Raw genomic sequence first — 21,385 nt, forward strand, 5'->3', positions numbered from 1 at the left:
CCAGACTCACGGACCAGCCGTGGAACCCTCCGTATAGTTCCTCACTGTACCACCCTTGACATCGACGGCGAGCAAACGCGGGTCCCACGGAGTGTCCGAGACGGATGCCGCGACACGCACCGCATCGAGGCGCCGCCCGGGGCCGTCGGCCAGCACGAGGACGCTGGGGCCTGCCCCCGAGACGACCGCCGCGAAGCCCTCCGCGCGGAGCGCCCGCACGAGCGCGTCCGTCGCGGGCATCGCCTGCGCGCGATAGGACTGATGCAGCTTGTCCTCCGTGGCGGCCATGAGGAGCTCGGGGCTCTGGGTCAGCGCCGCGATCAGCAGGGCCGAGCGGGAGACGTTGAACACGGCGTCCTCACGGGTGACCTGCAGCGGCGCGAGCCCGCGGGCGACCGACGTCGACATCGTGAACTCCGGCACGAAGACGAGCGGCGACACACCTCGGTGCACGAGGAGCTTCTTGTGCTGCGGACCGTTCTCGTCGATCCACGCGATCGTGAGGCCGCCGAACAGGGCCGGAGCGACGTTGTCGGGGTGGCCCTCGAGCTCGGTCGCGAGGCGCAGCAGGGTGTCGCCCGAGAACTCGACGTCACCCGCGAGCAGCCCCTTCGCCGCGAGCAGTCCCGCGACGACGGCCGCGCCCGACGAGCCCATGCCGCGCCCGTGCGGGATCGCGTTGTCGGCGACGAGCCGGATGCCGGGGAGCGTGCGTCCGACCGCTTCGAACGCATACGCCATCGAGCGCACGACGAGGTGCGAGGCATCCGTCGGCACCTCCGCGGCGCCCTCCCCGGTCACGACGATCTCGAGACCCGGCTCCGGCAGCGCGGTCACGACGAGCTCGTCGTACACGCTCAGCGCGAGGCCGAGCGTATCGAAGCCGGGACCGAGGTTCGCGCTCGTCGCGGGAACACGGACCGCGACCGAGCGCTCGGTCACGGTCATGCCAGGTCGAGGACGGCGGCGACCTCGCTCGTCGTCGCGTCGACGACGGTGGGCTCGATCTCACTGCCGTCGGCGTTGCGGAGGGCCCACTGCGGGTCCTTCAGGCCGTGACCGGTGACGGTGAGCACGACCTTGGCGCCCTGCGGGATGATGCCCGCCTCGGCGCGATCGAGCAGCCCCGCGACGCTGATCGCCGAGCCGGGCTCGACGAAGACGCCTGCGGTGGATGCCAGGAGCTTCTGCGCCGCGAGGATCTTGTCGTCGCTGATCGCGCCGAACCAGCCGTCGGTCGCGTCGCGCGCTTCGAGGGCGAGCTCCCACGAGGCGGGGTTGCCGATGCGGATCGCAGAGGCGACCGTCTCGGGGTTCTTGACGATCTCACCGCGCACGAGCGGCGCGGAGCCCTCGGCCTGGAAGCCGAACATGCGCGGCACACGCGTCGACACGCCCCGTTCGGCCTCTTCGCGGTAGCCGCGCGTGTACGCGGTGTAGTTGCCCGCGTTGCCGACCGGGATGAAGTGGAAGTCGGGGGCGTCGCCCAGCTGCGAGACGACCTCGTACGCGGCCGTCTTCTGCCCCTCGATGCGGTCGGGGTTGACCGAGTTGACCAGGTGCACGGGGTAGTTCGCCGCGAGCTCGCGGGCGATCTCGAGGCAGTCGTCGAAGTTGCCCCGCACCTGGATGAGCTTGCCGCCGTGGATGACGGCCTGGCTGAGCTTGCCCATCGCGATCTTGCCCTCGGGCACCAGCACCGCCGCCGTGATCCCGGCGTGCGCGGCGTAAGCCGCGGCCGACGCCGACGTGTTCCCGGTCGAAGCGCAGATGACGGCCTTCGCGCCGTGCTCGACGGCGCGCGAGAGCGCGACCGTCATCCCGCGGTCCTTGAACGAGCCCGTCGGGTTCATGCCCTCGAACTTCACGAAGACGTCGGCGCCGGTCAGGCGCGAGAGCGCCGCGGCGGGGATGAGCGGCGTGCCGCCCTCACCCAGCGTGACGACGGTGGAGGCGTCGGTGACGCCCAGCCGGTCGGCGAACTCGCGCAGGACGCCCTGCCATACGTGGACCATGTCCGTCTCCTTCTTCCGGGGATGCCTTGTTTTTCGAGGGATGCCGCGGGTGCGGTCGTCCGCTTCAGTCGCCCTCGACGCGCAGCACCGAGACGACGCGCGTGACGGCGGCGCTCGCGGCGAGACGGTCGACGGTGTCGGCGAGGTCCTGCTCGAGCGCGCGGTGTGTTCCGATCACGAGGCGCGCCGTGCCGCTCTCGCCGCCCGCCTCGCCCAGGACGGTCTGCAGGGCGGTCGCGATCGACACGCGTCCGTCGCTCAGGATGCCGGCGACGGTCGCCAGCACGCCGGGCTCGTCGGCCACGTCGAGCGTGATCTGGTAGCGCGTCGTGATGCGGCCGATCGGCAGCACGGGGAGGTTCGCGCGGGTCGACTCCCCCACACCGACTCCGCCCGCGATGTGCCGGCGCGCAGCGGAGACGACGTCGCCGAGGACGGCGGACGCCGTCTGCACGCCGCCCGCGCCGGCGCCGTAGAACATGAGGCTGCCGGCGGCTTCGGCCTGGACGAACACGGCGTTGTTGGCGCCGTGCACGGAGGCGAGCGGGTGCTCGCGCGGGACGAGAGCGGGCGCCACCCGCACCGAGATCGCCTCGCCCGTCGGCGACTCCGCCGCGCCGTCGAGCCGCTCGCACACGGCGAGGAGCTTCACGACGTACCCGGCGCCGCGTGCGGCATCCATCACCGTCTTGTCGATCGCGGTGATGCCCTCGCGGTGGACGGCGTCGACCGGGACCGCCGTGTGGAACGCGAGGGATGCCAGGATGGCGGCCTTCTGCGCCGCATCGAATCCCTCGACGTCACCGGTCGGATCGGCTTCGGCATAGCCGAGGCGCTGCGCGTCGGCGAGCACGGCATCGAACTCGCCGCCCTCGCGATCCATGCGGTCGAGGATGTAGTTGGTCGTGCCGTTGACGATGCCCATGATCCGCTGCACACGATCGCCGGCGAGCGAGTCGCGTAGCGGGCGGATGATCGGGATCGCGCCGGCGACGGCGGCCTCGTACGACACCGTCGCGCCGACCTGGTCGGCGACGTCGAAGAGCTCCGAGCCGTGCGTGGCCACGAGGGCCTTGTTCCCGGTCACGACGTCGGCGCCCGAGTTCAGCGCCAGCTCGATGTACTCGCGCGCGGGATGGATGCCGCCCATCAGCTCGATGACGATGTCGGCGCCGACGATGAGCCCCTCGGCATCCGTCGTGAAGAGCTCGCGCGGGAGGTCGGCGTCCCGCGGCGCGTCGAGGTCGCGCACCGCGATGCCGACGAGGTCGAGCGCGGCGCCCGCGCGGTCGGCCAGCTCGTCCTGGTGGGTGAGCAGCAGGGCGGCGACCTGGGAGCCCACGGAGCCGGCGCCCAGCAGAGCGACGCGGAGACGGCGGTAGTCGGTCATGCGGACTCCTTCGGTGCCGGCGTTCGGTCCGAAGCGGCGAGAGGGGAGGCGGAGACGTCGCCGGTGACGCCGAGGTCGCGGGCGAGGAGGTCCTCGATCGTCTCGCCGCGCACGATGACGCGCGCCGCGCCGCCCGAGACGGCGACGACGGGCGGACGAGGGACGTAGTTGTAGTTGCTCGCGAGCGAGAAGCAGTAGGCGCCCGTCGCGGGCACCGCGAGAAGGTCGCCGGGGGCGACGTCGCCGGGCAGGTACTCGGCGTCGACGACGATGTCGCCCGACTCGCAGTGGCGGCCGACGACACGGGCGAGCGCGGGGGCGGCATCCGACACCCGCGCCGCGAGACGCGCGGAGTACTGTGCACCGTACAGCGCCGGGCGGGCGTTGTCGCTCATGCCGCCGTCGACGCTCACGTACAGACGCGTCAGCTCGTCGGAGACGACGACGGGCTTGACCGTGCCGACCTCGTACAGCGTGATGCCGGCGCGCCCGACGATCGCGCGCCCCGGCTCGAACGCGAGGTTCGGCAGCGGCACGCCGCGCACTTCGCACTCGCGCGCCACGGCGTCGACGATCCCCTCGGCGAGCTGCGCGATGGGCGTCGGCTCGTCGACCGAGGTGTAGGCGATGCCGAAGCCGCCGCCCAGGTTCAGCACGGGAAGGTCGCCGCCGGCGAGGAGCTCGGCGTAGAGGTCGGCCAGGCGTGACGCCGACTCCGCGAAGCCGGCGGTGCCGAAGATCTGCGAGCCGATGTGGCAGTGCAGTCCGACGAGGCGCAGCGACGGCAGCTCGCGGATGCGCGCGGCGACGGCGGGGGCCGCAGCGAGGGAGAAGCCGAACTTCTGGTCCTCGTGCGCCGTCGCGAGGAAGTCGTGGGTCTCCGCGTGCACGCCGGTGTTCACGCGGATGAGGACGTTCTGCGCGCTCTCGCCGCGACGGCCCGCGCGGTCGGAGATCACGGCGAGCCGCTCGACCTCGATCAGGGAGTCGACGACGATCGAGCCGACGCCGATCTCGATGGCACGCTCGAGCTCGGCGACCGACTTGTTGTTGCCGTGGAGGCCCAGACGGGCCGGATCGGCGCCCGCCGCGAGCGCGACGGCGAGCTCTCCCCCGGTCGCGACGTCGACGGCGAGGCCCTCGCCCGTCACCCAGCGGACGACCTCGGTCGACAGGAAGGCCTTGCTCGCGTAATAGACGCGCGCGTGGATGCCGTGGCGCGCCGTCGCGGCGTCGAACGCCGCCTTCACTTCGCGCGCTCGCGCGCGCACTCCGTCTTCGTCGAGGACGTACAGCGGAGTGCCGAACTGCGCACGCAGCGCAGAGGCGGAGACGCCGCCGACGACGACCTCCCCCCGGTCATCGCGGTGCGCGGCATCCGGCCACACCTCCGCCGCGAGCGCGTTGACGTCGCGGGGCACGGCGAGCCACTCCGGCACGAGAGGACGGTCGGGAGAGGCGGACACGCGGATGAGAACCAATCGAGGTGGGAGCCGCGGGCCGGGCGCTCGCGCGCCGCCGGCCCGTCAGATGTGCGACAAGTCTAGGGCACCGGTGCATTCCGCCTCGCGCATGAACGGACCGCCCCGACACGGGAGCGCGTCAGGCGCAGGTGCCCTTCTGCTGCAGCGACCGGTCATGGATGATGTCGCCGTCGATCGCGAAGTCCGCCACGACGTGGTCGCCTTCGACGCGGACGTCGGTGAGCGTCATCCCGGCCGGCAGATATTGCGCGACGCAGACGTCCCAGTCGCGGACGACCGTCGATGCGACCGCTCCGAACTGGTCGAGCAGCGCCTGCGCGGAGATCTGGGCATCCGCGACCGTGAGGGTCGTCGGCGTGAGCACGAGCTGTCCGGCAGTCGCGCTCGGCGTGAGACCGACCCCGACCGGCACCGTCAGGGCGAACAGCCGCAGCTCCATCGCGACGCGGATGTCGGGCTCGGCAAGGGTGACGGTGCTCGCCGGGAAATCCTCGACGGTCGCGAGGAGCGCCTGCACCTGCGCCGCGTCGAGGGTGATGGATGCCGAGGCATCCTGAGCCGGGCCGTCGCCGCGGATCGGCACCCCGCTCGCGCGGACGACGACGTCGCCCGCGAGCTGGCCGAGCGGGACGTCGCGGGAGGCCAGCGTGATCTCGCCGAGCGTGCCGGAGACGAGCTGCGGCAGGATCGGGCCCGGGATGTCGACGTCGATCTGCTGATCGGCGGGGAGGGAGAGCTCCTTCTGCACCTGGTCGCGGACCGTGCGCTCGACGATGCCGCGCGCGATGTACTCCCCCGCGAACCACGCTCCGACCGCGAGCGCCGCGACCGCGACGAGCGCGACGAGCCACGGCCAGCGACGGGCACGGTGACGAGCGGGCGAGGTCATGTCACATGCGCTCGGGCGCGCTGACGCCGAGCAGGTCGAGTCCGTTCCGCAGCACCTGGCCGGTGGCGTCGTTCAGCCACAGGCGCGTGCGGTGGAGGTCGGTGACCTCCTCGTCGCCGAGCGGCGTGACACGGCAGGTGTCGTACCAGCGGTGGTAGAGGCTCGCGAGCTCCTCGAGGTAGCGCGCGACGCGGTGCGGCTCGCGCACCTCGGCGGCGAACGCGACGATGCGCGGGAACTCCTGCAGGGCGCCGAGGAGCGCCGCTTCGGTCCCGTCGACGAGGAGTTCCGGCGCGAACGCACTGCGGTCGACGCCCGAGTCGGCGGCGTTGCGGCCGACGTTGTGCGTGCGGGCGTGCGCGTACTGCACGTAGAAGACGGGGTTGTCGTTCGTGCGCTTCGTGAGGATCTCGGGGTCGAGGGTCAGGGGCGAGTCGGCCGGGTAGCGGGCGAGCGAGTACCGCAGCGCATCGGTGCCGAGCCAGTCGCGCAGATCGTCGAGCTCGATGATGTTGCCCGCACGCTTCGAGAGCCGGGCGCCGTTGACCGACACGAGCTGCCCGATGAGCACCTCGATGTCCTTCGCCGGGTCGTCGCCCGCGGCGCCGGCGAGCGCCTTCAGCCGATGCACGTAGCCGTGGTGGTCGGCGCCGAGCAGGTAGATCTTGTGGCGGAAGCCCCGGTCGCCCTTGTTGAGGTAATACGCGGCATCCGCGGCGAAGTAGGTGTACTCGCCGTCGGACTTGCGGATGACTCGATCCTTGTCGTCCCCGAAGTCGGTCGTGCGCACCCAGACGGCGCCCTCGGCGTCGAAGACGTGACCCTGGGCGCGCAGACGCTCGACGGCCTCGTCGACGAGGCTCGGCGTACCGTCCGAACCCTTCGCGTGCAGCGTGCGCTCGCTGAAGAACACGTCGAAATGCACGTTGAACCGGATGAGGGACTCCTGCAGGTCCCCCAGCTGGAGGCGATAGCCGCGGTCGAGCGCCTCGGCGAGCTGCTCGTCGGCGGGCAGGTCGAGGATGTCGGGCAGCTCGGCGCGCACGCGCATCGCGAGGTCGCCGATGTACGAGCCGGGGTAGCCGTCTTCGGGGGTCGGTTCGCCCTTGATGGCGGCGAGCACCGACCTGCCGAACCGCTCCATCTGCGCACCCGCGTCGTTGATGTAGAACTCACGGACGATCGTCGCGCCGGATGCCTGCAGGACGCGCCCGATCGCGTCGCCGAGCGCCGCCCACCGCGTGTGTCCGATGTGCATCGGACCGGTCGGGTTGGCGCTGACGAACTCGAGGTTGATGCTCTGGCCGCGCTGCGAGTCGTTCGTGCCGTACGCGGCACCCGCCTCGACGATCGTCTTCGCGAGGGCGCCGGCGGCCGCGGCATCCAGCCGGATGTTGATGAAGCCCGGGCCGGCGACCTCGACCGACGCGACGCCGGGGGTCGCGGCGAGGGCGTCGGCGATCTCCTGGGCGAACTCGCGCGGGTTCGCGCCGACGGCCTTGCCCAGCTTGAGGGCCGCGTTCGAGGCCCAGTCGCCGTGGTCCCGGTTGCGCGGCCGCTCGAGCGGGAAGTCCGCGGCGGTCAGCCCCGTGCTCGACCCCTCGCGTCGCGCCTCCGCGAGCGGGGTGATGACGGAGAGGAGGGCTGCGGCGAGGGCGTCGGGATTCATAGCCCGTCAAGTCTACGGGCCGCGCCCCAGCACGCGCTGTGCGCCGACTCCGCGCCCGTCGTGCGCACAGGCGAACCGACGTCAGGCGAGCTGGACGAGCTCGGCGAAGTCGTCGAGGGCGGGGTCGGATGCCGCGGCCGCCGCATCGGCGAGGGCGACGTCGGCCGCATCGTCGGGCACGACGCAGGCGTCGACGCGCATGCGCTGAAGCCCGACGTACCCGCCGTGGTAACTGAGGAAGGCGCAGTCGGCGGCGTCGCGCCCGGTCGCGATCCGGACGAGCGAACGGCGGTTCGACAGCCGGGTCGCGTCGATCACGTACCAGCTGCCGTCGAGGTAGGCCTCGGCGACGGCGTGGAAGTCCATCGGGCGCAGGCCCGGCGCGAAGCAGGCGGCGTAGCGGGCGGGCATGTCCATCGCCCGCAGGAGAGCGATCACGACGTGCGCGTAGTCGCGGCAGACGCCCTGACCGGTCATGAGCGTCGTGACGGCAGAGTCGGTTCCCTGGCTGAGCCCGGGAGTGTACGTCGTGCTCGTCGCGACGAACTCGCTCACCGCCGTGATGAGGTCCATCCCCTGGAGCCCGCGGAACTGGCGCCGCGCCTGCGTGAACACCTCGTCGGACTGGCAGTACCGGCTCGGACGCAAGTAGGTGATCGCCTCGAGGTCGCTCGTGGCGCGCTGCGCGACGTGCCCGTCGATGACGGCTTCGTAGCGCACCTCGAGCCGGCCGGCGTCGCCCTGGAGGCGGTGCAGGCGGCTGCCGGACTGGTCGACGATCTCCGTCGGCGTGTACACGCGATCGCCCTGGATGAACGTCAGCTCCTCGCGGAGGACGGGGGCCGGCTGGGCCGCCGCGATCTGGAAGATGAGGTCGACGGAGGAGCCCAGTTCCAGGTCGAGTTCGGCGGTCACGATGCGCTGCACCGAAGTATCCTCGCACGCCGGAGGGGGTGCTCCGACACCCCTTGTGCGACACCATTCGTCGGCGGCCTATCGTGATCGCTCCGAGCGTGACTTACCCTCAACGCATGCGTGCGTTCCGGGTCCCGTCGCGGCGCCGGCCCGCGTGGGTTCTGCCGGTGATCGCACTGGGGATCGCCGCGGTCCTCGGCGCCGCACTGTGGCGACCGTGGACGGCAGCGGCGACCCCCGAATCGGTCGCGGCCGCCGGTGCGGGCGGCGTCGTCGCCGCCGCCTCTCCGGAGCCGTTGGACCTGCCGGAGAACCCGACCGTGCTGATCGTCGGCGACTCCTGGACCTACGGCTCCGCGGCGTCCGACCCGAGCCTCGGCTACGCGTATGTCGTGGGTGCGCTCGCGGGGTGGACGACGGTCGTCGACGGCGTCCGCGGGTCGGGTTATCTCAAGCCCGGACTCGACGGCCCCGACTTCGGGACGCGGATCGCCGCGCTCGATCCGGCGCTCGAGCCCGACCTCGTGATCGTGCAGGGGTCGATCAACGATCGTCGCGAGGGTGCGGGCGGGTACCGCGCCGCGGTGGATGCCGCGTGGAATGCGCTCGCGCGCGTGTACCCGCGCGCGCAGGTCGTCATTCTGGGACCGGCGCCGCAGGTGCTGCCGGTCGAGGCGGCGACCGCCCGCATCGACGGCGACCTGCGCGACGCGGCCGCAGCCCGGGGCTGGTGGTACGTCTCGCCGCTCGCCGAGGAATGGATCACGACGGAGAACTACGCCGCCGTCATCGACACCGGCGCCGGGCGCGACCACCCCTCCACGGCGGGTCACCGCTACCTCGCCGAGCGCCTGGCGGCGGCGGTCGCATCGCTCGCGCGGTGATACCCTCGACAGGTCCGCCTCCGTAGCTCAGGGGATAGAGCGTTGGTTTCCGGTACCAAAGGTCGCAGGTTCGATTCCTGTCGGGGGCACCACCTTTCGTCGCGCGCCGTGTCGTCGCACGCCCGCGCGGCCCCGTCATACGACGTCATCTGCGGTCACATGACTACACGCTGACGCACGGGCGCCGAGAACCTCCTAGCGTCGAGGCATGACGCAGCCACTGGCCTCCCTCCCCCGGCAGAATCATCCCGCCGAGGGGCCCGTCGCCGAACGCTCCGGACGGACGGAGCACTCTTCGTTCTCCGCATCGCTCTCGCCGCAGAGCTTCAAAGACCTCTTCCGCGGGCACCCCGGCGGTGTGGCCGTGATCACGGCGGACGCGGGAGACGGCCCCGTCGCGCTGACGGCGACGTCGGTGTCGTCGGCGAGCGCGGAGCCGCCGCTGCTGACGTTCTCGATCTCGGCACTGTCCTCGGCATCCGCGTCGCTCGGCCGCGCGGACACGGTCGTCGTGCATCTTCTCGATGCGGACGACCTCGACATCGCGAAGCTGGGCGCGACGAGCGGGATCGACCGCTTCGCGGACACGAGCCGTTGGACGCGCCTCGCGACCGGAGAGCCCGTGTTCGCGAAGGTCCGCGCGTGGGTGCGGTGCGCCGTCATCGGCCGCATGGAGGCCGGCTCGTCCACCGTGATCGCCGCGCACGCGCTCGAAGCGACGATCAGCCGCGGGAACGACGACGAGACAAACGCGCTCGCCTATCACAACCGCACGTGGCACCGCCTCGACGAGCGGTCGCGGCTGTCGTGAGCCGCACGTGACGTCGCTCCTGGAGCGGGAGGCCGTCGAGTTCACGCGAGACCTCATCCGGATCGACAGCGTGAACACCGGCGTCGCCGCGACGATCGGCGACGGCGAGACCCGCGCGGCGCGATACGTCCAGGAACGCCTGGCCGAGGTCGGCATCACCTCGGAGCTCATCGAGCCCGTCCCCGGCCGCGGGTCGCTCATCGCACGCATCCGCGGCACCGATCCGACCGCCCCCGCACTCCTCGTGCACGCCCACCTCGACGTGGTCTCCGTCGACGAGGACGACTGGACCCACCCCCCGTTCGGCGGCGACATCGCCGACGGGTTCGTCTACGGCCGCGGCGCGGTCGACATGAAGAACTTCGCGGGCACGGTGCTGGCGGTCGTGCGCCACTTCGCCCGTGAGGGCTTCGCGCCCCGCCGCGATCTCGTCCTGGCGTTCATCGCCCTCGCCCGGCAGTCGAAGTCGCCGCTCGTGAGCAGCGCAGCGTGGCTCTACATCTGGTTCTTCCGCTCGGTCCCCCTCGTCGTCCAGCTCGTCGTCTGGTACAACCTCGGCTACCTCTACCCGACGCTCGGCCTCGGAACCCCGTTCACGACCGACTTCTGGATCGTGGAGTTCCCGACGGTCCACCTGATCTCGGCGTTCGCCGCGGGCGTGCTGGGCCTGAGCCTCCACCAGGCCGCGTACTCCGCCGAGATCATCCGCGGCGGTCTCCTCTCGGTCGACCAGGGGCAGCTCGAGGCGGCCGCCTCCCTCGGCATCCCGCCGCGACGTCGGCTCAGCCGCATCGTGCTTCCGCAGGCGATGCGCTCGATCGTCCCCAACGCGACGAACGAGGTCATCGGGCTCGTGAAGGGGACGTCGGTGCTGTTCGTCATCGCGATCCCGGAGCTGTTCTACTCGGTGCAGGTGATCTACAACCGCAACAGCAGGGTCATCCCGCTCCTCCTCGTCGCGGTCGTCTGGTACACGATCATCACGACGATCCTCAGCATCGCGCAGTACTACATCGAACGGCACTACGCCCGCGGGACCGTGCGCGTGCTGCCCCCGACGCCCGTCCAGCGCGCACGCACGTGGATCTCCACCCAGTGGGCGCGCCTCGGCGACGAATCCGCGCCGGATGCCCGCAGGCAGCCACCGAGCCGCACGGCCGCCGCCACGGGGACCGACACGACGGGAGACGCGTCATGAGCGCCCAGACCACGGGTCTCGTCGAGATCCACAACGTCCACAAGTCCTACGGCGGGGTCGAGGTGCTCGGCGGGATCGACCTGACGATCGCTCCGGGCGAGGTCGTCGCGATCCTCGGGGCGAGCGGATCGGGCAAGTCCACGCTCCTGCGGGCCATCAACCATCTCGAGAGGGTGGATGCCGGTTCGGTGACGGTCGACGGCGAGCTCATCGGGTACGAGAAGCGTGGCGGGAAGCTCTACGAGCTCCGAGAGAAGCAGGTGCTGGCCCGCCGCACCCAGATCGGGATCGTCTTCCAGAACTTCAACCTGTTTCCGCACCTGACGGCGCTCGAGAACGTCGCGGAGGCCCCGATCGCGCTCGGCCGGCACACGAAGGATGACGCCCGCGAGCTCGCACTGGGACTGCTCGACCGTGTCGGGCTCGCGGACAAGGCGGGCCACTATCCGCGGCAGCTCTCCGGTGGACAGCAGCAGCGCGTCGCGATCGCCCGCGCCCTCGCGCTCACGCCCAAGGTGATCCTCTTCGACGAGCCGACGAGCGCCCTCGATCCGGAGCTCGTGGGCGAGGTGCTCGACGTCATCCGCGACCTCGCCCAGCTCGGCACGACGCTCGTCATCGTGACCCACGAGATCGGGTTCGCGCGGGAGATCGCCGACCGCGTCGTCTTCCTCGACGGCGGCCGCGTCATCGAACAGGGTCCCGCGTCGGAGGTCCTCGTCAGCCCGCGGCATCCGCGCGTGCGCGAGTTCCTCGCGAAAGTCCTCTCCTAGCCACCCCGTCCCCCACCCGAACAGAAAGCAGAACACAGCAATGGCCATCAGCAAGAAGCAGGGCATCGCGATCGGCGTCGGTGTCGTCGCCGTCGCGGCGGTCGTCGGCGGCATCATCGCCGCCGTCACGGCCAACGGAGCGGCGACCGCCGCCGAACCCACGCCGAGCGCAACGAGCGCGAACGTCGCGACCGCCGACATCCAGTGGGTCCATCTCGACGAGCCCGTCCAGAAGGCGGTCGACGCGCTCGAGTCGAGCGGGTTCAGCCCCGTCACGCCGGGCAAGCTCACCGTCGCGGTCGCGGCCTACCAGCCCCCGCTCGCCTACATCCCCGAGGGCGAGACGCTCCCGGCGGGAAGCGAGCCCAACATCGGATCGCTCATCGCCGAGGCACTCGGACTCGAGTACAACCCGGTCGTCGTGGCGTGGGCGGACTGGCCCCTCGGCATCCAGTCGGGCAAGTACGACCTCATCACCTCGAACGTGACGGTCACGGAGGAGCGCAAGGAGCTCTACGACTTCGCGAGCTACCGCGTCGACCTCCTCGGCTTCTATGTCAAGTCCGACAGCAAGATCACCAAGATCGAGGACGCCGAGGACATCTCGGGGCTCAAGATCATCGTCGGCTCCGGCACCAACCAGGAGAAGGTGCTGCTCACCTGGAACCAGAAGCTGACCGACGAGGGCAAGGCCCCCGCCGAGCTCCAGTACTACGACGACAACGCGGCGGCGACCCTCGCGATCCAGTCGGGCCGCGCGGACGCCACGTTCGGGCCGAACGCGAGCGGTGCGTGGGCCGCGAAGGAGACGGGCGACACCCGTCTCGTCGGGACCGTGTCCGGCGGCTGGCCGCTGACGGCGAACATCGCGGCGGCGACCGCGAAGGGCAACGGTCTCATCGAGCCGGTGCAGATCGCCCTCGACGCGCTCATCCAGGGTGGCCAGTACGACGAGGTCCTGAAGATCTGGGGCCTCGAGAAGGAGCGGGTCGACACGAGCGAGATCAACCCGCCGGGTCTGCCCAAGTCCTGACGTCCCTCGCCGTGCCGACCGGGCCGCGTCCACGCGGTCCGGTCGGCACGGTGTCATCCCCCTCACCGCGTCGTCCCCTCACCGTGTCGTCTCATGCCCTTCGGAGAGTCCCATGTCCCGCGTCCCCCTGTCGGTCCTCGACCTGTCGCCTTTCGGGATCGGCCAGTCCCCCGCGACGGGGCTCCGCACCACGCTCGAGCTGGCGCGCGCCGCGGAGGCGTTCGGCTATCGCCGCTTCTGGCTCGCCGAGCACCACTTCAACTCCGGCATCGCGGGGTCGGCGCCGCATGTGCTCCTCGCGGCGGTCGCCGCCACCACGGAGCGCATCCGCGTCGGCACCGCGGCGACCATCATCGGCAACTACTCACCAGCTCAGGTGGCCGAGGCGATCGGCGTCGTCGCGGCGCTGCACCCGGGCCGCGTCGATCTCGGGATCGGACGATCGGGAGCGCGCCCACCCGCGCCGGCGCAGGTCGCCGGCGACCGAGAGGTCGACGGGCTGCTCATCCCCGCGGCGACGACGGTCTTCCCCTTCGACGCACCTCGTTTCGTCGCGCAGGCGCGCGCGCTCGGCCGCGGGGACGACGTCGGCGACCGGTTCGCGGAGGATGTCGCCGACATCCTCGCGTACTTCTCCGGTCCCTCCGCCGCACCGGGAGGCGTGACCCTGCACGCGACCCCGGCCGAGGGTCAGTCGGTCGAGACCTGGATCCACGGGTCCACACCGGGCCCGAGCGCGCGCCTCGCGGGCGCGCTGGGGCTTCCCTTCGGCGCGAACTATCACGTGGCGCCGTCGTTCGTCCTCGACGCGATCGCCGCGTACCGATCCGCTTTCCGCCCCGGGCGCCTCCCCGCACCCCAGGTCATCGTGTCGGTCGACGTCCTGGTCGCCGAAACGGATGCCGAGGCCGAACGCCTCGGAGCCGGGTACGGTCGGTGGGTGCACAGCATCCGCGCCGGCGACGGCGCTGCCCCCTACCCCGCCCCCGACGACGCGGCCGCGGATCCGCTGACGCCCGCAGAGGAGGAGATCGTCCGCGACCGCCTGCGCACCCGTTTCGTCGGGTCGCCGCACACGGTCGTCGCCCGGCTCGAGACGCTCCAGCGGGTCACGGGCGCCGACGAGCTCCTCGTCACGACGATCGCGCACGATCCCGCCGACCGCATCGCGTCGTACCGCCTGCTGGCCGACGCCTGGGGCGGGGGCGGGCGAGAGGATGCCGCGGCATCCGACCCCGCCGACGGTGCGACGACCGGCGACGACGTCACGATCCGTCTGGTCCGCACCGAGGAGTACGCCCGCGCCGGCGAGGTGACGGCGGCGGCGTACATCGCCAGCTACGGGGCGCTCTCCGATCAGTACCTCACGTCGCTGCGCGACGTCGCGGCCCGCGTGCGCGAGGGCGATGTGTGGGTCGCGACGGACCCCACGGGCGACCTCCTCGGTACCGTGTGGGTCTCGCGCCCCAATCGTCCCCTGAACCCCGACATCGGCCGGCCCGGCGAGACCGACTTCCGCCAGCTCGCGGTCGCCCCGCACGCCCGGGGCCGCGGCATCGGCGAGGCGCTGACCCGGCACGTGATCGCACTCGCCGCCGAACGCGGCTCGCACCGGGTCGTCATGAACTCGGGGCCGGAGATGACCGGGGCGCACGCGCTGTACACCAAGCTCGGATTCCGGCGTCTGCCCGAGCGCGAACAGGAGCGCGAACTGGAACCCGGCCGCGTCGTGACCCTCCTCGCCTTCGGCTACGACCTCGACGCGGCGAACGACGGTGCGGCATCCGCGGCATCCTGGCGCATCGAGCACGTCGCATGGGACGACCCGCGCGCCGAGGCGCTGCGGGAGCGGATGGATGCCGAGGTCGGCCCTCGTTACGCCGACGCGTTCTCCGCCGCCGACGCGGATGCCGCAGCGCACGCGTTCTCGATCGACCCGGCGACGATCGTCGCGACGATCATCGCGACGGATCGGGGTGGCGCTCCGCTCGGCCACGCGGCGCTGCGCGACCTCGCGCACGACGGCACGCGCGACCTCGAGATCAAGCGGTTCTACGTGCATCCGCGCGCACGAGGACTCGGGCTCAGTCGGGCGCTCCTTGCCGAGCTCGAGCGCATCGGCCGCGAGCGCGGCGCGCCGCGGCTCGTCCTGCAGACGGGAGATCGTCAGCACGACGCCGTCGTCCTGTACGAGAAGGCGGGCTACGCGCGCATCGCACCGTTCGAGCCCTACACTCCCTTCGCGCTCTCGCGCTGCTTCGCGAAGGAGCTCACCGCCGCGGCGGCCGTCCCCTGAGACCGCTCAGGGGACGGCGGCCGGGCGTGGAGGCGCCGAGACTTCAGGCCGGAACCTGCGATGTCTCGCCGTGCACGCGAGACCGCGGCGTCTTCTCCCCCGCTTCGATCGCGATCGGCAGGCGGTTCTCGCTCGGCGGGAGCGGGCACGTCGCGAAATCGGTGTACGCGCACGGCAGATTGGTCGCGCGGGTGAAGTCGATCGTCGTCCAGCCGCTCTTATCCGGAGCATCGACGGCGACGGCGCGGTTCGCGGCGTACGTCGTGACGCCGCTCGTCGCGTCGGTGAAGAGGACGAGCAGTCCGCTGCCGCGGCCGGGGAACGCGGTGAGCGCGAACGACTCCCCCCGCCAGGCGAACTCCAGCCGACCCGGCGCTTCGTACACGTGGGTGAGCCCGTCGACCGCGGAGCCGACCGCGGTCGGCCGCGGGTGATCGAACGGAACGAATCGGGCCGCGACCCGCCATCCAGGGTCCGGCAGATACGCGGGTGTACCGGGATACGCCGCCAGGAAGGGATGGTCGGACCGCCGGGGTCGCACGATCGTGTGCCCGCCGCGCTGCGCGAGCTCGATCGCGCCCGTCACCTCACCGTCGGTGAACGAGAGGAAGACGGACGCGCGCTCGGGGAGCACGCCGAGTACGTGACGGTCGGTGATGACCTCGCCGTCCAGCGTCAGCCGTTCGTCGTCCCGCAACTCGACGACGGTCCCCTCCGTCCCCGCGCCACCGCTGCTCCACGCACCCGGTGCCCCGTCCAGGCGGACGGGTTCCGCGCCGAGCCAGTGCAGGCCCGTGATCGCGTGGAAGCCGAGCGGGTCGTTCCGGCGCTCCTCGTGGGCGCGGTGCCACGTGTCCCACTCGTCGGCGAACTGCGCGCGGTCGATGCCGGCATCGGTCGTGCTGGTCATGGTCTCTCCTGTCGTCGATTCCCGGTCGTCGTTTCGAGGGTGGATGCCGCGGGCACGCCCGGTCAGGCGGCGCTGCCGACCGCGGCGGCCGTGCGCGCGGCGACGAGCGGCAGGACGGCGTGACGGACGTCGAACAGGATCTGCCGATACTCCTCGAGGGCGAAGCCGTAGGGCAGGGCGACCCGCAGCTCGGTGCGGCCGTCGAACGAGGGATCCGACGCGAGGCGATCGGCGATCTCCGCGGCAGTGCCGTACAGGTCGCGCTGGAAGACGATGCGGCGGGAGCCGACGGTGACCGGCTGCGCCGTCCGCACATCGCGCTCGCTCGCATAGGCGGCATAGTGCGCGCGCTGAGCCGCCGTGGCCGTGTCGATGGGCAGGATGACTCTCTCGACGGCGACCTCGGGGACATCGCCGCCCCCGTCGTCACTGGTGAACAGACGGTGGTACTCCGCGATGTGGATCGCCTGCGCCTCCTCGAACGTGTCCGCCGCGTCGCCGTCGCCGACGTTTCCGAGGAGGAGCTTCAGGCCGCGCGCCGCAGCCCATCGCACGGAGCGGAGCGAGCCGCCCCCGAGCCACACGCGCCGACGCAGGGCCGGGACGTGCGGCTGGATGCGCGGCACCTGCGGCCCGTACGGGGTGGAGAGCGGGTCCGCGCCGAGGACGTGGCCTTCGAGCGCTTCCAGGAACCGCGAGATGAGCTCGAACGGGTCCGCGCCCGGATCGGCGTCGGGCCGGCCGAGCGCGCGCAGCAGATCGGCGTGCGGAGCAGAGGTCGAGACGCCGACGTTCAGTCGGCCGCCGGAGAGCGCGTCGACCGTCGCGAAGTCCTCCGCGAGCCGGAACGGCGTCTCGTAGCCGAGCGGGATGACATCGGTCTCGAGCCGGATGCGGCTCGTACGCTGCGTGACTGCGGCGAGGAACGTGAGGGCCGAGGAGACTCCCCGCTCCAGGTGCCGCTGCCGCACCCCGGCCACGTCGAAGCCGAGCTCCTCGGCGTAGGCGAACAGGTCGAGGGTCTCTTCCAACCCCGCCCGGGGGTCGTGCTCGGGGTACGTGCCCGCGACGATGATCCCCGTCGCGGGGATGAGGCTGTGCGAGTCGGTATCGGTGGTCATGTCGTCGCCTTCTTTCTGCTGTCGGTTCGTTCCGGGCCGTCGATTCGACGGGCGCGCGCAGAGCCGCCCGGGTCGTGGAACGTCCGCACGACGTCGTCGAGCGCCGTGACGGTGAGTTCGAGCGAGGCGACGTCGATCCGTTCGTCGTTGCCGTGGAAGAGACGCCGGAACGTGCCGTAGTCCCACCGCTCGCTGAGCACGCCGAAGCCGTAGGCCGGGATGCCGCGACGACGGTAGAAGCGGCCGTCGGTGCCGCCGACGCCCAGCATCGGCAGAAGCTCGGCACCCGGGTGCACGCGACGGACGGCGGACCCGAGGGCGTCGAACAAGGGGGTGTCGGTGGGTGACAGCGTCGCCTCGCCGAACCAGTCGCCCTCGATCTCGATGTGCTCCAGCAGGTCGCCCAGCGCGTCGCGCAGCTGACCTTCGACGTCCTCGCGCGAGACACCCGGGAGAACCCGGATGTCCAGCTGCACGGTGGCCTCTCCGGGGATGACGTTGCCCTTCTCACCCGCGCGCACCACGTTGGGCGAGACGGTCGTGTGCGTCGACGCGTGTGCGAAGCCCGCCAGCGCGCCGAGGTGCGGCAGCACGTCGTCGATGCGGTCGGCGTCGACGAGCGCCGCGGTCGTCTCGGCATCCAGATCGAGCGCTCGGGCGTAGTCGCGCCACTGCGGGGTGATGACGGCGGGCGCTCGGTGGCGGCTCAGGCGGACGACCGCCTCGGCGGCGAGCACGGCGGCGTTGCGGGCGCCCCACGGCGCCGATCCGTGTCCCGGAGTCCCCGTCACCCGCAGGCGCCGCCCGGCGCCGCCCTTCTCCCCCACCATGACGGTGATCCCGGGACGGGGGCCCGCGTGGGCGCCGCCCGACTCGGTGAGCACGTAGTCGGCGTCGATCAGGTCGAGTCGGTGCTCGGTGAGCCACTCGACGCCGAACCGGCTGCCGTTCTCCTCGTCGGCGACGGCCGCGAACACGAGGTCGCCGCGCGGCCGGAAGCCTTCGACGGCGAGCCGGCGCGTCACGGCGGCGTACGCCGCCGTGAGGTTCAGCATGTCGATCGCCCCGCGCCCCCACACGACACCGTCGACGATCTCCGCGGCGAACGGATCGCGCGACCACCCCGCGGGCTCGACAGGCACGACATCGGTGTGCCCGACGAGAGCGAGCGCGGGAGCCGAGGCGTCGGTGCCCTCGATCCGGACGACGAGGGACGTACGCCCCGGGTGCGGCTCGACCGTCACCCCTTCCAGCCCCGAGCCCTCGAAGTAGCGCAGGAGCGTCTCGACCTGGCGGTGCTCACCGCCGCCGTCGGGCGCGCCGTCGTTGACGGCCTCGCCTCGAATGAGCTGCTGCAGGAGCTCCACGGTGTCGCGCCCGAGGTCGCTCATGCCGGCACCCCCTGCGGGGCCCGTCGGCCGGGGATCGCGTCGATGAGTCGCCGCGTGTAGTCATGGCGCGGCGTCGTCAGGACGACGGAGGTCCGTCCCTCCTCGACGACCCGGCCGGCCTGCATGACGGCGACCCGATCGGAGATCTCCCGCACGACGGAGAGATCGTGACTGATGAAGAGGTACGCGACACCCGAATCACGCTGGATCTCGGCGAGGAGGGCGAGGATCTGCGCCTGCACCGAGACGTCGAGCGCGGACACCGCCTCGTCGAGCACGACGAGCTCCGGTCGCAGGGCGAGCGCGCGCGCGATCGCGACGCGCTGGCGCTGCCCACCCGACAGCTCCGCCGGGCGGCGGCGCGCGAGGTCGGCGGGGAGTGCTACCTGATCGAGCAGCTCGCGCACGCGCGCGGCCCGCTCGGCGCGATCGCCGACGCCGTAGGCGCGCAGCGGCTCGTCGACGATGTCGGCGATCGAGAACAGCGGGTCGAGGGACGCGAACGGGCTCTGGTGGACGAGCTGCAACCGTCGCCGGATGGTCCGCAGCTCCTCTCGACGCGCGTGGACGAGATCCACCCCGTCGAAGCGGATCTCCCCCGCCGTCGGGCGTTCGAGGCGCAGCGCGAGACGCGCCGTCGTCGTTTTGCCGGACCCCGACTCTCCCACGATCGCGACGGTCTCCCCGCGACCGACGGCGAGCGAGACGTCGTCGACCGCGACGAGGGGGACTCTGCCGGGCAGCGCGAACTCCTTGCGGAGTCGGACGAGCTCGAGGAGCGGCGCGGCATCCTTCGGCGCCTGCCTTTCGAAATGCTCCGACGAGGAGCGCTCCGACGAGGAGACCGGGCGGGACGCGACCCGCAGGATCGGTGCCGCACGCAGCCCGGGCGCCGCCGCGATGAGCGCGCGGGTGTAGGGATGCCGCGGAGCGGCGAGCACCTGCGGCGCCGACCCTTCCTCGACGATCCGGCCGTGCTGCATCACGATGATGCGGTCCGCACGGTCCGCGGCGACGCCGAGGTCGTGCGTGATGAGGAGGACGGCGGTGCCGAGGTCGCGCGCGAGGAGATCCAGGTGGTCGAGGATCTGCTTCTGCACGGTGACGTCGAGTGCGCTCGTCGGCTCGTCCGCGATCACGAGCTGCGGGTCGGCGGCGAGCGCCGTCGCGATGAGCGCGCGCTGGGTCATCCCACCGGAGAACTGGTGCGGGAACTGCAGCGCGCGAGCCTTGGGATCGGAGATCCCCGCCAGGCGGAGCAGTTCGACGGCGCGCGCATCGGCGCCGCGCCGCCCGGCGAGCCCATGGATGACGAGGGGCTCCCCGACCTGCCGCCCGACGCGCTTGACGGGGTTGAGGCTCGTCGCCGGGTCCTGCGGGATGAGCCCGATCCGCCGGCCCCGCACGTCGCGCCACGCCCGCGGCGACAGCCGCGACAGGTCGTCTCCGTCGAGGCGGATCGAGCCGGCATCCACCGCGGCATTCCGGGCGAGGAGATGGATGACCGCGTGCGCCGTCGTGCTCTTGCCCGAGCCCGACTCTCCGACGATCGCGACGATCTCCCCCCGGTCGACGGTGAAGCTGACGTCGTCGACCGCCGTGCGGGTCGATCCCGCGACGGCATAGGAGACGGTGAGTCCGTCGACCTCGAGCAGCGCGGTCATCGACGGCCGCCGTCGCGTTCGAGGGCGCGCGAGATGCGGTTCGCGGCGAGGACGACGGCGACGATCACGAGCCCGGGGAGCGTCGTCAGCCACCAGGCGACCGCGAGGTAGTCGCGCCCGCCCGCGACGAGCGATCCCCACTCCGGCGCGGGCGGCGGCGCGCCGAACCCGAGGAACGACAGCGACGAGATCGCCAGCACCATGACGCCGAACTCCAGCGCCGCCAGCGCGACGACCGGGCCCGAGGCGTTGGGCAGCACGTGTCGGCGGAGGATCGTGTACCACCGCACACCGGCGATGCGCGCGGCCTCGACGTAGACGGCCGTCGACACCGTGAGGACCTCGGCGCGCATGACGCGCGAGAACGAGGCGATGCTCGCCAGGCCGACGGCGATCGCGACGTTGAGCGTGCCGAAGCCGAGCGCCGTGATGAGCGCGAGCGACAGGAGCAGGCTCGGGATCGCGAGGAGCACGTCCATGAAGCGCATGATGGCGTCGTCGACGATCCCGCGGAGGAAGCCCGCGAGCAGGCCGAACAGCGAGCCCGCCGCCAGCCCGACGACGACCGCGACGCTCGTCGCAGCGAGCGACGTGGCGGAGCCGTGCACGACGCGAGCGAAGAGATCACGCCCCAGATTGTCGGTTCCGAACCAGTGCGCCGCGCTCGGCGGCTGGAGGCGATCGGCGGGAACCCCTTGGATCGGATCCCACGCCGTGAACCACGTCGGTGCGATCGCCCACAGCGTCACGAGCACGAGCACCACGATGGATGCGACGAGCGAGGGCCGGCGCAGCACGGCCCTCCAGCGGCTCGTGGCGGCCGCTCGCGGCGCGGCGCTCTCCGCGGTGTCGACCGCGGTGGCGGAGTCTGCGTCCGGGTCGCCTGGGACCGGGGCCACGAGGGCCTGTTCGGGGAGGGCGACGGTCGTGTCGAGTGCCATG

The 21,385-nt window shown here is 71.9% G+C and carries 18 protein-coding genes and 1 tRNA gene; 7 read left to right on the forward strand and 12 right to left on the reverse strand.

Going from position 1 to position 21,385, the window contains the following annotated elements:
• Positions 1 to 6: 6 nt before the first annotated feature.
• The 7 genes from thrB to J0I43_RS13810 form a co-directional block, all read right to left on the reverse strand.
• Positions 7 to 948, reverse strand: coding sequence for a homoserine kinase (thrB, locus tag J0I43_RS13780; protein ID WP_292864971.1), 942 nt, complete (start codon positions 946 to 948; stop codon positions 7 to 9).
• Positions 945 to 2,015 (reverse strand): threonine synthase, encoded by a 1,071-nt coding sequence (thrC, locus tag J0I43_RS13785; RefSeq protein WP_292864974.1) that lies wholly within the window; start codon positions 2,013 to 2,015, stop codon positions 945 to 947. The genes thrB and thrC overlap by 4 nt, the downstream gene beginning before the upstream one ends.
• A gap of 64 nt (positions 2,016 to 2,079) precedes the next feature.
• Positions 2,080 to 3,405: a homoserine dehydrogenase gene (locus J0I43_RS13790; protein WP_292864977.1), complete on the reverse strand. Its 1,326-nt coding sequence runs from the start codon at positions 3,403 to 3,405 to the stop codon at positions 2,080 to 2,082.
• Positions 3,402 to 4,871 (reverse strand): diaminopimelate decarboxylase, encoded by a 1,470-nt coding sequence (gene lysA, locus J0I43_RS13795; RefSeq protein WP_292864980.1) that lies wholly within the window; start codon positions 4,869 to 4,871, stop codon positions 3,402 to 3,404. The genes J0I43_RS13790 and lysA overlap by 4 nt, the downstream gene beginning before the upstream one ends.
• A 136-nt stretch (positions 4,872 to 5,007) precedes the next feature.
• Positions 5,008 to 5,778, reverse strand: coding sequence for a DUF2993 domain-containing protein (locus J0I43_RS13800; protein ID WP_292864983.1), 771 nt, complete (start codon positions 5,776 to 5,778; stop codon positions 5,008 to 5,010).
• 1 nt (position 5,779) lies between these two features.
• Positions 5,780 to 7,447, reverse strand: coding sequence for an arginine--tRNA ligase (gene argS / locus J0I43_RS13805; RefSeq protein ID WP_292864986.1), 1,668 nt, complete (start codon positions 7,445 to 7,447; stop codon positions 5,780 to 5,782).
• An 81-nt stretch (positions 7,448 to 7,528) separates the two neighbouring features.
• Positions 7,529 to 8,374, reverse strand: a complete 846-nt coding sequence (locus tag J0I43_RS13810) for a transglutaminase family protein (RefSeq protein WP_292864989.1) — start codon at positions 8,372 to 8,374, stop codon at positions 7,529 to 7,531.
• 104 nt (positions 8,375 to 8,478) lie between these two features.
• Here J0I43_RS13810 and J0I43_RS13815 point away from each other — a divergent pair, with 104 nt between their 5' ends.
• The 7 genes from J0I43_RS13815 to J0I43_RS13845 all read left to right on the forward strand — a co-directional run bounded on the left by J0I43_RS13815 (position 8,479) and on the right by J0I43_RS13845 (position 15,357).
• Positions 8,479 to 9,246 (forward strand): SGNH/GDSL hydrolase family protein, encoded by a 768-nt coding sequence (locus J0I43_RS13815; protein ID WP_292864992.1) that lies wholly within the window; start codon positions 8,479 to 8,481, stop codon positions 9,244 to 9,246.
• Between the two features lie 16 nt (positions 9,247 to 9,262).
• Positions 9,263 to 9,338 (forward strand) — tRNA-Arg (locus J0I43_RS13820).
• Between the two features lie 116 nt (positions 9,339 to 9,454).
• Positions 9,455 to 10,057, forward strand: coding sequence for a flavin reductase family protein (locus tag J0I43_RS13825; protein WP_292864995.1), 603 nt, complete (start codon positions 9,455 to 9,457; stop codon positions 10,055 to 10,057).
• 7 nt (positions 10,058 to 10,064) lie between these two features.
• Positions 10,065 to 11,255, forward strand: coding sequence for a M20/M25/M40 family metallo-hydrolase (locus J0I43_RS13830; protein WP_292864998.1), 1,191 nt, complete (start codon positions 10,065 to 10,067; stop codon positions 11,253 to 11,255).
• A complete protein-coding gene (locus J0I43_RS13835) occupies positions 11,252 to 12,028 on the forward strand; it encodes an amino acid ABC transporter ATP-binding protein (RefSeq protein ID WP_292865001.1) in 777 nt (258 codons plus the stop codon). Before J0I43_RS13830 ends, J0I43_RS13835 begins: the two co-directional genes overlap by 4 nt.
• 40 nt (positions 12,029 to 12,068) lie before the next feature.
• Positions 12,069 to 13,061, forward strand: a complete 993-nt coding sequence (locus J0I43_RS13840) for an ABC transporter substrate-binding protein (protein ID WP_292865004.1) — start codon at positions 12,069 to 12,071, stop codon at positions 13,059 to 13,061.
• Between the two features lie 112 nt (positions 13,062 to 13,173).
• On the forward strand, positions 13,174 to 15,357 hold the full coding sequence (locus J0I43_RS13845) for an LLM class flavin-dependent oxidoreductase (RefSeq protein ID WP_292865007.1): 2,184 nt from the start codon (positions 13,174 to 13,176) through the stop codon (positions 15,355 to 15,357).
• 43 nt (positions 15,358 to 15,400) lie between these two features.
• Here the strand turns inward: J0I43_RS13845 and J0I43_RS13850 are convergent, their stop codons facing one another.
• The 5 genes from J0I43_RS13850 to J0I43_RS13870 form a co-directional block, all read right to left on the reverse strand.
• The gene (locus tag J0I43_RS13850; protein ID WP_292865010.1) at positions 15,401 to 16,267 is read right to left on the reverse strand and encodes a DUF1684 domain-containing protein; all 867 of its coding nucleotides are present in this window, start codon (positions 16,265 to 16,267) and stop codon (positions 15,401 to 15,403) included.
• 62 nt (positions 16,268 to 16,329) lie between these two features.
• Complete coding sequence (locus J0I43_RS13855; protein ID WP_292865013.1) at positions 16,330 to 17,388, reverse strand: LLM class flavin-dependent oxidoreductase; 1,059 nt, start codon at positions 17,386 to 17,388, stop codon at positions 16,330 to 16,332.
• Positions 17,385 to 18,779: a M20/M25/M40 family metallo-hydrolase gene (locus J0I43_RS13860; RefSeq protein ID WP_292865016.1), complete on the reverse strand. Its 1,395-nt coding sequence runs from the start codon at positions 18,777 to 18,779 to the stop codon at positions 17,385 to 17,387. Before J0I43_RS13860 ends, J0I43_RS13855 begins: the two co-directional genes overlap by 4 nt.
• Positions 18,776 to 20,443 carry an ABC transporter ATP-binding protein gene (locus J0I43_RS13865; protein ID WP_292865019.1) on the reverse strand — a complete coding sequence of 556 codons (1,668 nt, stop codon included), beginning with the start codon at positions 20,441 to 20,443 and terminating at the stop codon, positions 18,776 to 18,778. Before J0I43_RS13865 ends, J0I43_RS13860 begins: the two co-directional genes overlap by 4 nt.
• Positions 20,440 to 21,384, reverse strand: coding sequence for an ABC transporter permease (locus tag J0I43_RS13870; protein WP_292865022.1), 945 nt, complete (start codon positions 21,382 to 21,384; stop codon positions 20,440 to 20,442). The genes J0I43_RS13865 and J0I43_RS13870 overlap by 4 nt, the downstream gene beginning before the upstream one ends.
• Position 21,385: the final 1 nt, after the last annotated feature.

It is taken from the genome of Microbacterium sp., assembly GCF_017305435.1.
GTDB lineage: Bacteria > Actinomycetota > Actinomycetes > Actinomycetales > Microbacteriaceae > Microbacterium.

Excerpts from the sequence above, each read along its gene's own strand:
- thrC (WP_292864974.1), bottom strand. The coding sequence starts at position 2,015 with ATGGTCCACGTATGGCAGGGCGTCCTGCGCGAGTTCGCCGACCGGCTG.
- J0I43_RS13840 (WP_292865004.1), top strand. The coding sequence starts at position 12,069 with ATGGCCATCAGCAAGAAGCAGGGCATCGCGATCGGCGTCGGTGTCGTC.
- J0I43_RS13825 (WP_292864995.1), top strand. The coding sequence starts at position 9,455 with ATGACGCAGCCACTGGCCTCCCTCCCCCGGCAGAATCATCCCGCCGAG.
- thrB (WP_292864971.1), bottom strand. The coding sequence starts at position 948 with ATGACCGTGACCGAGCGCTCGGTCGCGGTCCGTGTTCCCGCGACGAGC.
- J0I43_RS13800 (WP_292864983.1), bottom strand. The coding sequence starts at position 5,778 with ATGACCTCGCCCGCTCGTCACCGTGCCCGTCGCTGGCCGTGGCTCGTC.
- J0I43_RS13845 (WP_292865007.1), top strand. The coding sequence starts at position 13,174 with ATGTCCCGCGTCCCCCTGTCGGTCCTCGACCTGTCGCCTTTCGGGATC.
- J0I43_RS13850 (WP_292865010.1), bottom strand. The coding sequence starts at position 16,267 with ATGACCAGCACGACCGATGCCGGCATCGACCGCGCGCAGTTCGCCGAC.
- J0I43_RS13860 (WP_292865016.1), bottom strand. The coding sequence starts at position 18,779 with ATGAGCGACCTCGGGCGCGACACCGTGGAGCTCCTGCAGCAGCTCATT.
- J0I43_RS13870 (WP_292865022.1), bottom strand. The coding sequence starts at position 21,384 with ATGGCACTCGACACGACCGTCGCCCTCCCCGAACAGGCCCTCGTGGCC.
- J0I43_RS13835 (WP_292865001.1), top strand. The coding sequence starts at position 11,252 with ATGAGCGCCCAGACCACGGGTCTCGTCGAGATCCACAACGTCCACAAG.
- argS (WP_292864986.1), bottom strand. The coding sequence starts at position 7,447 with ATGAATCCCGACGCCCTCGCCGCAGCCCTCCTCTCCGTCATCACCCCG.
- J0I43_RS13855 (WP_292865013.1), bottom strand. The coding sequence starts at position 17,388 with ATGACCACCGATACCGACTCGCACAGCCTCATCCCCGCGACGGGGATC.
- J0I43_RS13865 (WP_292865019.1), bottom strand. The coding sequence starts at position 20,443 with ATGACCGCGCTGCTCGAGGTCGACGGACTCACCGTCTCCTATGCCGTC.
- J0I43_RS13815 (WP_292864992.1), top strand. The coding sequence starts at position 8,479 with ATGCGTGCGTTCCGGGTCCCGTCGCGGCGCCGGCCCGCGTGGGTTCTG.
- J0I43_RS13790 (WP_292864977.1), bottom strand. The coding sequence starts at position 3,405 with ATGACCGACTACCGCCGTCTCCGCGTCGCTCTGCTGGGCGCCGGCTCC.